Below are 12,418 nucleotides of genomic sequence, written 5' to 3' on the forward strand. Positions count from 1 at the left end.
ATGACATGGCGCGGCCGAGCGCGACTCTCCCCGATCGGGTGACAGTTGGGCGTGGGCCCGCGCGCGAGTCAGGAGAGCAGCAGTACCGCGCTCGCGAGCGTGAGCACCGTCAGCGAGCCGTCCCTGACGTGGCTGTTGCGCCCGAGACCGAAGGCGGTGACCATGCGACGTGCGCAGGCGGCGACGAACGCGCCCGGCGAGTGGCGGAACACCCAACGCGCGCCCTGCAGCGCCTCGCCCAGCCCGCGTCGCGTATGCAGCGCGTGCAGAAGTGCTCGCAGTTCGACCGTCGCGACGTCGTGGCGCGCCCTGCGCCTGTTCTGCCGAAGCTTGTGCGCGAGAGTGTGGTCGCCTGCCGCCCGGGCGGCGCGGATGTGCTCGGTCAGATAGCGCTCGCCGGCTTCGCGCATCGCCTTCCGGGCGCCGGGCGCAGCCGTGGTGTTGCCGGCGTGCCGCCGATACGACACGAGGGTCGCCGGCACCGCGATGAATTCGCCCGTGCGCATCAGGCGATAGATGAACTCGTTGTCCTCGCCCATGTCGTAGGCCGGATCGAACCAGCCCGCCGCCTCGCCGGCGGATCTGCGAACGATGAGGGCCACGATCCGCGGGGTCGGGCGCATGCCGCGCAGCATCTGATCCGCCGTCGCCTCCTCGGCCGTCCAGCCGCCGAAGGCGACGCCCGCGGAGTTGACGTACCGGCCGCCGCAGTACGCGGCGACCGCGTCGGGGCGCGCTTCGAGGGCGCCCACGAGCTGCTCGAGATAGTCGGGCTCCCACAGGTCGTCGTCGTCGAGGAACGCCACGAAGTCGGCCGAGCCGAGCGAGATGCCGAAATTGCGGCCGTCGGCGACACCCGAAGGCTGACCCGTTCGAGCATTGCGGTGCAGCGTCACCCGCGAGGCGGCGTCACCGGGGGCCGCGGCCGCGACGGCACGCACCGCCGACGCCAGCGCCGCCGGCTCCGGCGAGCCGTTGTCGACGATGATGTGCCGCCAGTCCGTCCTGCTCTGGGCGATCACCGTCGCCATGGCCGGTGCCAAGTATGACGAGTGACGGTTCGTCGACGTGATGATGTCGACGACCGGGAGAAGTGAGGACTGCTCGGACATTCTCCCTATAGTCACCGCGCAGCGGATTCGTTGACAGCCCCTGTTCGGGGCGTTCAGTTGCCGGAAGTCGAGGGATCGGATCGGGGCCCGATCTGGCGGACTCCGGCTCGGCGATGTGCGGTTTTGACAAGCGCGACCGCGGCCGGTGCCGCCGCGCGTTGTAGAGACCACACGGACGACATGCGCGACCGGCGGCGCGCGTCATAGCGTCGCCACATACCCTCCCGGCGGTGCGTCGCAGCGCCGCCACGGCATCAGTCGGAAGCAGGTAGTCAATGGTCGACACAGCCCCCCGCACCTCCGAGTCCGCGCGCGCCGACGAGCGTGCCAGCAGCTCGCCGACGAAGGGCGCCGCGCCCGGCGCATCCGTCGACACCGCGCCCGCCCCCAAGCTCGACGTCGCGCTGGTCGAGCGGATGCTGCGCGGCAGCTACCCGGACGTGCGGCTCGAGGCGCGCGAGGTCGCGAAGGACCCGCAGTTCCACAAGGTGGAGGGTCTCACGCTCGACGAGCAGCGCGAGCGCACCCTGGAGCAGATGAAGGTGCAGGCCGAGCGGGGCTTCCAGCTGCGGGCGTTCCCCAAGCGGTTGGGCGGCTACGAGGACGCCGGCGGCAACCTCGCCGCCTTCGAGGAGCTGGTCACCGCCGACCCCAGCCTGCAGATCAAGGGCGGCGTGCAGTGGGGCCTCTTCGCCGCCGCCGTGCTGCACCTCGGCACCGAGAAGCACCACGACAAGTTCCTGCCCGACGCGATCAGCCTGAAGGTGCCCGGCGCCTTCGCGATGACCGAGACGGGCCACGGCTCCGACGTCGCCAGCATCGCGACGACCGCGACCTACGACCCGGAGACCGAGGAGTTCGTCATCCACACCCCGTTCCGCGCGGCCTGGAAGGACTACCTGGGCAACGCGGCCAAGCATGCGACGGCCGCGACCGTGTTCGCGCAGCTCATCACCAAGGGCGTGAACCACGGCGTGCACTGCTTCTACGTACCGATCCGCGATGCCGCGACCGGCGAGTTCCTGCCCGGGATCGGCGGCGAGGACGACGGCCACAAGGGCGGCCTGAACGGCGTCGACAACGGCCGGCTGCACTTCGACCACGTCCGCGTGCCGCGCGAGAACCTGCTCAACCGCTACGGCGACGTGTCCCCCGACGGCACCTATTCCAGCCCGATCGACAGCCCGGGACGCCGCTTCTTCACGATGCTCGGCACCCTGGTACAGGGCCGCGTGTCGCTGGACGGATCGACGACCATCGCGAGCGCCCTCGGCCTGTACATCGCGCTGACCTACGCCTCGCAGCGCCGCCAGTTCGTCGCCGGCAACCCCGACGAGGAGCAGGTGATCCTCGACTACCAGCGGCACCAGCGCCGCCTGCTGCCCAGGCTCGCGCAGACGTATGCGCAGTACTTCAGCCACGACGTGCTGCTGAGCAAGTTCGACGACGTGTTCTCGGGCCGCGCCGACACCGACGAGAACCGGCAGGACCTCGAGACCCTCGCCGCCGCTCTGAAGCCGCTGTCCACCTGGCATGCGCTCGACACGCTGCAGGAGGCGCGCGAGGCGTGCGGCGGCAGCGGATTCCTCGCCGAGAACCGCCTCGTCGGCCTGCGCGCCGACCTCGACATCTACGTCACCTTCGAGGGCGACAACAACGTGCTGCTGCAGCTGGTCGGCAAGCGGCTGCTGACCGACTACGCCAAGCGGTTCAAGGGCGCCAGCGCCGCCGACCTCGCCAAGTTCGCGGCCGGACAGGTCGTCGGCAAGGCGTACAACGAGGGCGGTCTGCGCCGGGTCGGGCAGAACCTCGCCGACCTCGCCGGCGTCGGCCACTCGATCGAGGCGCTCAAGGACCACGAGACCCAGCGCGCCCTGCTCACCGACCGCGTCGAGACGATGGTCGCCGGAATCGCCGCCGAGCTCAACAAGGTGCGCCGGGCGCCTGCCGCGGAGCAGGCCGCCGCGTTCAACACCCAGCAGAACGAGTTGATCGAGGCCTCCCGGGCCTGGGGCGAGCTGCAGCAGTGGGAGGCGTTCACCGCCGCGCTGGACACGGTGACGGATGCCGGCACGCGAGAGGTGCTCGGATGGGTGCACTCGCTCTTCACCTTCGGCCTGTTCGAGAAGCACCTGTCGTGGTACCTGATCCACGGCCGGATCACGGGACGCCGCGGCGCCGCTGTGACGGCGTACATCAATCGCCTGCTCGAGCGTCTGCGCCCGCACACCCTCGACCTGATCGCCGCGTTCGGCTTCGCGCCGGAGCACGTGCGCGCCCCGATCGCCTCGGGTGCCGAGGGGGCGCGGCAGGAGGAGGCGCGGGCGTACTACGCCGAGCTGCGCGCTTCCGGGCAGGCGCCGGTTGAGGAGAAGGCGCTGAAGAAGAAGGCCAAGCAGCGGGGCTGAAGCGCCGCGACGGCGCCGACGGCCTCGGCGCCGCAAGGCGCCACAAGAGGGGGCACGCATTGCACCCCGAGTGATGAGAAAATCTCATCATGCTGTGGCAATCACGTGACATCGCCGAGTTCGAGGCCGAATTCGCGCGCGCGTTCGGAGTGAGGCATGCGGTTCTCGTCGGTTCGACGACGGAGGCCCTGCGCCTGGCGCTGCGGCTCGCGCACGTCGAAGAGGGGGCCGATGTCGTGGTGTCGGCGCCGTTCGCGCGCCCTGCCGGCCAGGCGGTGCGCGACGTCGGAGCCTTCGTCGTGCCCGCCGACGTGGACGCAGACCTCGGGGTTGCGACGGCACGCACCGTCCGGCTGGCGCTGACACCCGCCACCCGAGCGGTGATTGTGGACGACACCGGAGGCGTCGCGGCCGACGTCGACGGCATCCGTGCCGCGTGCCTCGCGCGGGGCGTGCAGGTGATCGAGCACGTCGGTGTCGCGATCGGGGGCACCCGGCATGCGGATGCGGTGGGCGCCCGTGCCGACATCGCGGTATGGCCGCTCGACATCGGGCCCTTGAACCACGGCGGCGGCGCCGTTCTCAGCGTGCAGCGCGAGCTGCTGGCCGCAGAGGCCAGAGACCTGCGCACTCCGGTCCGCACGATGCAGGGCGACCTGGTCGGTGCGCTGGCCCGGTTGTGGTCGTTGCACGAGTCCACACGCGTGCGCCGAGAGGCGGCGGAGCGGCTGTGCGCCGGCCTCGCCCCGGTTCCCGGTGTCCGGGTCGTCGCCCGCAGCAGCCTGGGTGCAGGAAGCGCGTGGCAGCTCGGCGTAGAGCTGCTGGCCGGCAGTCGCGATCGTGACGAGCTCGTCGCCCGGCTGAGCCGGCTCGGAGTCGCGGTGCGCGCCGGGTGGGGCGAGGCGACTGCGCGCGGAGCGAGCGGCTGGGTGCCGATCGCAACCCGGCTGCACGACGGAGTGATGACCCTGGAACTGGAACGCGCGGATGCGGCGACCGTCGTGAACGCGTTTCGCGAGCGGGCGAAGGGCGCAGCATGACGCCGGCGAGAATTCCACAGACTTACTCACAGGTGCATAAGTGAGAATCTATCACCACGGGAACGTGGGGGCAACGAGACCGTCCCCCATCCGGGGACTGATCCTCGCCGACGACGCCGCATAGCCTGAATCGGACAATGATGATTCCTCATCAAGGGCCGCGATCGATGACCCTGACCCCACAGCCGTCGCCGGCGCGCATGCTCCCCGTGGTGGCGCATGTGCCGATGGCGCTGAGCGTGCGGTCGAGCACGCTGATGACCGTCGCCGACGAAGTCTCCGGTGCATACGGTCGGGCGGGTGGGCGCTCGCTCGCCGTGCTGAGCCACAACCGCGATGTGGGTCTCGCCAACGCGGACAACGTCTACGTCGACTACACCCGTGACTGCCCGCGGCAGTGGTTCACGAAGCGCGAGCTGGCCGCCGATGTCGCGGCCGGTGCCCTCGGGCTGCTGCGGCCGCACTACGGGCACGCCTACGACGTCGCGGTCGAAGCGCTGACGGATGCCGCGCCCGGCGCCGTCCTGCTCTACGAGGGCCACTACGCCTCCGCCTCGCTTCCGCGCTGGGCGCCGGTGCGCCGCCGCGGCGCCGAGCTGATCCTCTACGTGCACAACCCGCTGTCGCGCAGCTACGGGCGGCGCGAACTCGGGCGGCTTCTCGCAGGCGCAGACCGCGTCGTCTTCTGCGCCGACCACCTGCGCCGCGACGTCGTGAGGCGGCTCGGCCACGACGACCCGCGCCTCGAGGTGGTCTGGAACGGCGTCGACGAGGCGTTCATCGCGGGCCGCCTGCGCGAGCAGCCCGACCCCTTCGTGATCCTCTTCGTGGGCAAGCTCACACCGGAGAAGGGGGCGCATCTGGTCCTCGACGCGGCGCTGCAGTTGCCGGCATCCGTGCGCAAGCGCGCCGTCGTGCGCTTCGTCGGATCGTCAGGTTACGGCGGCGGGCCCCCGAGCCGCTGCGAACTGGAGCTGCGCGCGCGAGCCGCGGACGCCGGGGTTCGCGTCGAGTTCGCGGGCTGGGTCGCCCACGACGAGCTGCCCGCCGAATACGCCCGCGCCGGCGCGCTGTGCCTGCCGTCGCAGTGGAACGAGGGCCTGCCGCTCGTGGCGCTCGAGGGCATGGCCTCCGGAACGCCGGTGGTCTGCTCGGACGCGCCGGGGCTCGTCGAGGCGGTGGGCGAGGTCGGCCTCGTCGCGCCGGGCGGCGACCCCGCGACGATGGGTCGCCTGATCGCCGAACTCGCCGAGGACGCCGAGCGGTGGCGCGAGCTCAGCGCGGCATCCGTGCACCGGGCACGTGGATACACCTGGGAGCGCACCGCGCGCGCGCTGGCGGGGCTGCCCGTTTCGGCGACGGAACCGGAAAGGGTCGACGACAATGGCTGAGGCGGCGGGGCGGGCGCTCCTGGTGGGCGAATTCGGATGCGGCAACTACGGCAACGACGGGACGCTCGAGGTCGTCCACGCCGGCCTGCGGACGCGGCTGCCGGGGTGGGAGTTCCGGGTGCTCGCCCGCGACCCTCGCGTCGTCGAGAGCCAGTTCGGCATCGGCGGCTGGCCGATCTACCGTCGCACACTCGGCGGGCCGGCGGGGAAACTGCTGGGGCGCGGCGCCGACGCGCTGCGATACCTGCGGGCGGTGCTGTGGGCCGACAGCGTGACGGTCGTGGGCACCGGGCTGCTCGAGGGGGATCTCAACGTGGGCGCCCTCGGCATGCCGTATCTCGTGATGGTGCTGTCGGTGCTGTGCTTCGTGCTGGGCAAGCCGTTTCTGCTGCTCTCGGTCGGCGTGAGCCGGCAGCCGAACCGCTGGGCCCAGCGCTTCCTCACCTGGGGAGGCCGGCTGGCGAGCTACCGCTCGTTCCGCGACCCCGGCTCGACCGCCGAGGCCATCAGGGTCGGCGCCGCGACGGCGACCGACCCGACGACGGTCGACGCGTTCTTCGCGGCCGGCCCGACGGCGGTTGCCGCGAAGACCTCGGGCGTCGGGGTCGGCGTGATGAACTACTTCGGGGCGAACCAGTATGCGGGCGCCGAGGAGCGGCAGGCGGCACGGCAGCGCTACATCAGGGCGATGGCGGACCTCGTGCAGGGGCTGCGCGATCGCGGCCGGCCGCTGCGGTTCTACACGGGCGACGCCGGCGACCACGCCGTCGTCGAGGAGCTCCGGCGGGAGCTCACCGCACGAGGCGTCCGTACCGATGACATCCCCACGGATGCCGCACGGACGGTCGTGCAGGTCTCCGAATCGATGGCGCGCTGCGACGCGATCATCGCCGCGCGGTACCACAACCTCATCGCCGCAGCGCTGGCGCGGCGGCCGTTGATCGGGCTCGCCTATGCGCAGAAGATCGTCGCGCTGGCCGAGCGGGTCGGACTGCCCGGCCACACGTACCACCTCGCGACCTTCGACCCCGCCGCGGTGCTGCACAGCTTCGACGAGCTCATCGCCGATCGAGAGGCGACCGCGCGACTGGCCGAGCGCGTGACGGGACTCGTCGGCGTCGCCGACGCCGAGTTGGACCGCGTGCACCTGCTGCTCAAGCGCGGCGTTCGAGGGCGGCAGTGGTCGCGGGCGTCGGCGCAGACCGCACCCGCGGGGTGACGTCGGCCGCGCGGCTCGAGCCGGCGGACGACCGGACCGCCGCATGGCGGGTGGCGGCCATCAGCGCCGGGTCACTCGTCGCGGCCTACGCCTTCCTGGTGCTGACCCCGGCAGGGCAGGTCTTCGACGCGGACACCCTCGGCGAGATCCGCGAACTCGGCGTTCGGGCGGACCGGGTGCTGAACATGGTGCGCGAGCTGCTGCTGGTGGGCCTGATCGCATACGTGGCCGTCCTCGTCGTCGTCGCCCTGTGGCAGCGGCGCGTGCGCGTGGCGGTGACCGCAGTGCTCATGGTGGTCGTCACCGCCGCCCTCAGCACCGCCGCCAAGGGGCTGCTTCCACGGCCCGCATACGAGGTCGCCGGCTACCCCTGGAACACCTTCCCGAGCGACCACATGGCGGCGACCGTGTCGCTGCTCGTCGCGGCGAACTGGCTGCTGCCCGGCTCGCTGCCGGCGCGCGCGAGGACCGTGTCGCTCGCGGTGACGGGACTGGTCTCGGGATGGGCGCAGGTCGCCACGCATGCCCACCGCCAGAGCGATGTCATCGGCGCGACGCTGCTGGCGGCGACCGTCGCGGCGGTCGCCGCGGCGACGACGGGCAGGAAGGTCGTCGGCTCACGGCGGACGCTGACGCTTGCGCCCTGGACCGCGACCGTCGGCCTGCTGGTGCTGCTCGTCTGGCGCACCCTCGGCTGGCCGGCCGGCACCTGGTGGGCCGGGATCGCCGGCGCCGAGCTTCTGGTGCTGGCACCATTGCTGCTCGCACTCGGGCTCAGGCCGGGCTCTCGTCGACCCCCACGGGCGTGAGCAGCCCCTCCGGGTCCCACGTCTTCCAGCCCAGCGGCTCGCACGGCACGAGCTCACCGCGGGGCATCCAGCCCAGATCCTCGTGCCCGACCCCGCCGAGCAGCCGGCCCCACTCGTGGCGCAGTTCAGCGTCCGACAGCTTGTCGAGGCTCAGCCAGTGCAGGCCGCCGAGCTCGCTGCCGCCGATCGTGGCTCGGCGGGCGGCGGCGCCCTGGCGCACCTTGGTGCGGAACTGCTCGAACGACCGCCAAGGAATGTGGATGAGACCGAGTGCCGGTGTCTGCTCGCCGGGCCGCAGCACCGTGTGGTTGCCTTGCTTGAGCGACGCCATCGGATGCGAGCGGAACGCGACCTTGTCGAGCCAGTACGGGTAGCGCAGTCGGTCGATGCGCCAGCTTCCGTCGCCGAGCTGCGAGTCGGTGCCGGGGAACAGGCAGTACATCCGGGCACCCGCCTTGGGCGAGTCGGTCGCGCGCAGACCCTCGGCGAGGCAGGCGCCGGGCGCGAACCAGAGCTCGTCGGCGTCGAACGGCACGATCCAGTCGGCGCCCGCCGACCTCGCCGTGTCGGCCAGCAGTGACATCTTCTGGCTCTGCAGATATGAGAACTCCCGGTCGCGCGCCAGGTGCACCCGGCCGGTCGCGGCGAATCCGGCGACGATGTCCGGGGTCGCGTCGGTCGAGCCGTTGTCGGCGACGATGATGCCGTCGACGCCCTGGCTCAGCAGGTGATCGAGAGTGGTTCCGATGATGTCGGCCTCGTTCTTCACCATCGTGACCGCCCACACCGAGCCCCGCACGCGGGCGCGACGCGGCAGGCGGGGCAGCTCCATCGCGGCGTGGACGCGAGCGCGCAGGGCCTTCTGATCGGCGGATGCCTGCAGCCGGGCGCTCTCGTAAAGCGGCTGCACGAGGTGTTTGACTCGGCGAGCGGCGCCGAGTGCCGGCGCGGGCACGCGCTGCGCCAGGCTCACGCCGCCGCTCCGCTCCGCCGCGGACGGCCGCGATAGAGCTTCTCGTACGCGTCGGCGACGTGGGCGAGGTCGAACGCGGCGGCCCGTGCGGAGCCGGCGACTCGAAGGCGCTCCCGCCACGAGGCATCCGTCAGCAGCTCGCGCAGCTTCGCGCCGATCTCCTCCAGCGGGGCGAGCACGCCCGCGCGGCCGTCGTCGGTCACGTACCGCGCGCCGACGTTGGGCGTCGCGACGACAGGAACGCCCGACGCCATGGCCTCGGCGTACGGGATGCCGAAGCCCTCGTACTCCGACGGCAGGCAGAACGCCCACGCCCGCTGGTAGGCGGCCGCGAGCTCGTCGTCGTCGACGCGCCCGAGCACGCGGATGCCCGGGCCGGGGTCGCGCGGGGCGTCCCGGCACACCATCTCGAGCGTCGCGTTGGGCACGGCCGGCAGCACGTCCCGCTGGAACGCGCGCGCGAGCTCGGCGCCGCGCTTGCGGTTGTGCCAGGTGCCGACGAACAGGACCGTCGGCTCCGCGGCGACCGCCGCGTCGTCGCGGCGGAAGCGCCGCGTGTCGACCCCGTTCGGGATCACGTGCCGCACCCACGGCGTCCAGTGCCTGGTGCGCGGCGAGACCACGACGGTCGCGTCGGCGACCAGACTCGCCAGCACCTCGCTGAACCCGAGCAGCAGCATGCGCAGCTTCTCGCCCGTGCCGCGGATGCGCAGGGCCTCCTCGAAGCAGGAGCCGTGGATGGTGCGGATGTGCCGCGGCACGCGCCGACGCCAGAGCCAGTAGTCGTCGCCGTGGGCGTGCAGCACGTCGTAGCCGCTGAAGTCGATGCGGCGCAGCGCGGTCGCGAAACGGAAGGTGCGCCAGCGCGGTCCCGTGTGCACCTGCACGTGCCCGTAGCTCGCACCGGGCACCGGCGGGCACTCGCTGAACACGTCGACGTGGTGGCCACGGCGGGTGAGCTCCGTCGCGAGTTCGTGCACCTGATAGCCGACGCCGATCTTGCTGCCGCTGGGAAGGTAGTACGAGATCATCGCGATCCTCAGCGGCACGGTGGGCGCCGTCATCGGGCGACCAGCCCCTCGCGCAGTGTCTCGAGCCAGGCCCGGCCGTGCTCGAGGTCGGGCTCGAGGTAGTTGCCCTCCGCCCACTCGTTCCACGACTTGATCCACAGCAGGCGCTCCTGCGCGGGGCGGTCGCCGAGCGCGTCGATCGCGTGACCGAGGTTCTGGGCGAAGCCCGCGGGGCTCGACCCGTCGAGGACGACCCCGCGGGCGCCGCTGCGAGGCGTGTTGTCCCAGTTCGGGTACACGCTCGGCTGCAGCCGCGGGTCCGCGCGGACGCGGTCCCACAGGACGGCGTCGGTCGAGTAGGGGTAGACCTCGGGGCCGCCGAGCTTCCGGCGCAGCCGCATCCGCAGCACGTCGGCACGACTGCGGCGGGCGGGCAGGCGCACGTAGACGCCGGCGTCGAAGCCGTCGTCGGCGATCCGGTCGTAGCGCGGCCCGCGACCGAGCAGGTCGCTGACCTCGGCGACCAGACAGAGGCCGCCGAGGCCGGCGCGACGTGCCATCGCCTGCCAGCGGTCGACGAAGGCGCGCGCGTCGGGCAGCTCCTCGGGGCGGAAGACGTAGAAGACGGGCCGGCCGTTCACCCTCAGGTAGCGGGGGTCCTCGAAAGCCGGCAGCACAGCGTCGAAGTGCGCCTGATCATCCTCCGGGCCCGGGTAGGTCTGCTCGCGCAGCACACGGTCGGCGGCGGCGTGCCAAATGCCGGTCCAGCTTTGGTTCGCCCAGCCCAGGCAGAACGAGATGCCGGGCTCGGCGCTGTTCAGCACCTCGGTGAACGGCCGCTCGAGGATTCGCTGGCCACGGCCGAACCAGTAGTGCCAGTAGCAGAACGCTTCGACTCCGTACGCCTGCGCCAACTCGGCCTGAGCGACGCGCGCCTCGGGCAGGCGCAGGTCGTAGAAGCCGAGGTCGGCGGGAAGGTGCGGCTGCTGGTGTCCCCGGTACAGCGGGCGCGCCTTGGCGGCGTTCGTCCACTCCGTGAAGCCCGGCCCCCACCACGCGCTGTTCTCGGGGATCGGGTGGAACTGCGGCAGGTAGAACGCGATGGCGCGTGCGTTCATGGTCGGTGCCGCGGTCTGCAGCTCGGTGCGACCCGGCGAGGTCGATCGTGAAGTGAGCACATCTCAAGTATGGAAGGGTGTCGCGCGCGGATCTTCCCCCTTTCCTGGGGTGCCCGGCGTTCCCGCCGAGATCGGATGCCGCAACGCAGCGCCCCAGGCGCGCTCCACCGAGCGGGCGCCGAGGCGCACGTCGAAGCGCTCGACGGCGCTCGCGCGCGCCGCCGCCGCGAGCCCCGCCGCCTCGCCGGGGTGCTCGGCGACCCAGCGCATCGCGCTCGCGAGCGCGACCGGGTCCGCCGGGGCGACGAGCAGACCGAGCGGCGCCCGCGTGACCCCGGGCGCGAGGACGGCCCCGACGGCATCCGGATCGAGGATCTCGGGCACGCCGCCGGCGTCGGTGCCGATGACCGGAGTGCCGGCCAGCATCGCCTCGACGATGACCTGCCCGAACGGTTCAGGCACGGGCGAGGCGTGCACGAGGGCCGTCAGGCTCGCGAGCTCGTCCGCGGGGTCGTCGATCCAGCCGGTGAACGTCACCCGATCGGCGATGCCGAGCTCGCGGGGCAGGGCGCGCACCAGCGCCGCGAAGTCCGCATCGTTGAACATCGCGTCGCCGATCACGCGGAACGCGACATCGGGCCGATCGCCGGCGAGGCGGGCCGCCGCGCGCAGGAACTCGAGCTGTCCCTTGGTCGGCGCGATGCGTCCGATCAGGCCGAAGGCGGGCGCCCGAGCCGGACGGCGCGGCGTGACCGGGCCCGCGACGTCGAGCCCGGGGTACGCCACGGTGACGTGCGCCTCGGGCAGCCCCGGGAGAGTCGCACGTGTCGCCCGGGAGTTCACGACGACGTGCCGCGGCAGCCGGGCGAGGGCGCGCAGGGCGCGCACCGCGGAGCCCGGCAGATAGTCCGGCGCGATGCGGTCGTGCAGGTGCCAGACCCACGGGCGCCCGGCGAGCGGGGCTGCGACCGCGGTCAGCACGGCCGATTTCAGCGAGTTCGCGACGACGAGCTCGGCGCCCGAGCCGCGGATCGCGGCCACGAGCCGGGGCAGTTGCGCCGCCGACCTGGCGGCGGTGGAGGCCAGGCCACGCGCGGTCACGACCTCGGCGCGGCCCACCCCCGTCAGCTGCTCCGGGGCGGGGAGCACGGCCGTCCGCACCCCGTCCCCGCGCAATCGGGCCGCGAGCGGGCCGTCGGCCAGCAGAAGGACGCGCGGCTCATAGCGGCTCCCGTCGAGGGCGGAGAGCAGCCTCGCCATCGCCACCTCGCCGCCCGCGAGGCCGGCGGCGTGGTCGATCAGAAGGACGCGGGTCGGGCGGATGGGGGCGGCCTTTCG

The 12,418-nt window shown here is 72.4% G+C and carries 10 protein-coding genes; 5 read left to right on the forward strand and 5 right to left on the reverse strand.

What is annotated here, in order from left to right:
- Positions 1–68: 68 nt before the first annotated feature.
- A complete protein-coding gene (locus tag H563_RS0108200) occupies positions 69–1,112 on the reverse strand; it encodes a glycosyltransferase family A protein (RefSeq protein ID WP_022882123.1) in 1,044 nt (347 codons plus the stop codon).
- A gap of 275 nt (positions 1,113–1,387) precedes the next feature.
- On the opposite strand from H563_RS0108200, the gene H563_RS0108205 reads away from it, so the two are divergent.
- The 5 genes from H563_RS0108205 to H563_RS0108225 all read left to right on the forward strand — a co-directional run bounded on the left by H563_RS0108205 (position 1,388) and on the right by H563_RS0108225 (position 7,979).
- On the forward strand, positions 1,388–3,520 hold the full coding sequence (locus tag H563_RS0108205) for an acyl-CoA dehydrogenase family protein (RefSeq protein WP_022882124.1): 2,133 nt from the start codon (positions 1,388–1,390) through the stop codon (positions 3,518–3,520).
- 89 nt (positions 3,521–3,609) lie between these two features.
- Complete coding sequence (locus H563_RS17365; protein ID WP_022882125.1) at positions 3,610–4,560, forward strand: DegT/DnrJ/EryC1/StrS family aminotransferase; 951 nt, start codon at positions 3,610–3,612, stop codon at positions 4,558–4,560.
- Positions 4,561–4,727: 167 nt separating this feature from the next.
- Positions 4,728–5,951: a glycosyltransferase family 4 protein gene (locus tag H563_RS0108215; RefSeq protein ID WP_162138935.1), complete on the forward strand. Its 1,224-nt coding sequence runs from the start codon at positions 4,728–4,730 to the stop codon at positions 5,949–5,951.
- Complete coding sequence (locus H563_RS0108220) at positions 5,944–7,170, forward strand: polysaccharide pyruvyl transferase family protein (RefSeq protein ID WP_022882127.1); 1,227 nt, start codon at positions 5,944–5,946, stop codon at positions 7,168–7,170. Before H563_RS0108215 ends, H563_RS0108220 begins: the two co-directional genes overlap by 8 nt.
- Positions 7,131–7,979 carry a phosphatase PAP2 family protein gene (locus H563_RS0108225; protein ID WP_022882128.1) on the forward strand — a complete coding sequence of 283 codons (849 nt, stop codon included), beginning with the start codon at positions 7,131–7,133 and terminating at the stop codon, positions 7,977–7,979. The genes H563_RS0108220 and H563_RS0108225 overlap by 40 nt, the downstream gene beginning before the upstream one ends.
- Here the strand turns inward: H563_RS0108225 and H563_RS15730 are convergent.
- Genes H563_RS15730 through H563_RS0108245 form a run of 4 tightly spaced genes read right to left on the reverse strand, consistent with a single transcriptional unit; the run spans position 7,945 to position 12,346 of the window.
- Positions 7,945–8,952, reverse strand: coding sequence for a glycosyltransferase family 2 protein (locus H563_RS15730; RefSeq protein ID WP_022882129.1), 1,008 nt, complete (start codon positions 8,950–8,952; stop codon positions 7,945–7,947). The two genes, H563_RS0108225 and H563_RS15730, sit on opposite strands and share 35 nt — an antisense overlap.
- Positions 8,949–10,016 (reverse strand): glycosyltransferase family 4 protein, encoded by a 1,068-nt coding sequence (locus H563_RS0108235; RefSeq protein ID WP_022882130.1) that lies wholly within the window; start codon positions 10,014–10,016, stop codon positions 8,949–8,951. Before H563_RS0108235 ends, H563_RS15730 begins: the two co-directional genes overlap by 4 nt.
- Positions 10,013–11,140, reverse strand: a complete 1,128-nt coding sequence (locus tag H563_RS0108240) for a glycosyltransferase WbsX family protein (protein ID WP_211212376.1) — start codon at positions 11,138–11,140, stop codon at positions 10,013–10,015. The genes H563_RS0108235 and H563_RS0108240 overlap by 4 nt, the downstream gene beginning before the upstream one ends.
- A gap of 3 nt (positions 11,141–11,143) precedes the next feature.
- Entirely contained in the window at positions 11,144–12,346 is a 1,203-nt protein-coding gene (locus H563_RS0108245; protein WP_281169779.1) for a glycosyltransferase family 4 protein, read from the reverse strand.
- Between the last annotated feature and the right edge of the window lie 72 nt (positions 12,347–12,418).

It is taken from the genome of Gryllotalpicola ginsengisoli DSM 22003 (genome assembly GCF_000419445.1).
In the GTDB taxonomy this organism is placed as follows: Bacteria; Actinomycetota; Actinomycetes; order Actinomycetales; family Microbacteriaceae; genus Gryllotalpicola; species Gryllotalpicola ginsengisoli.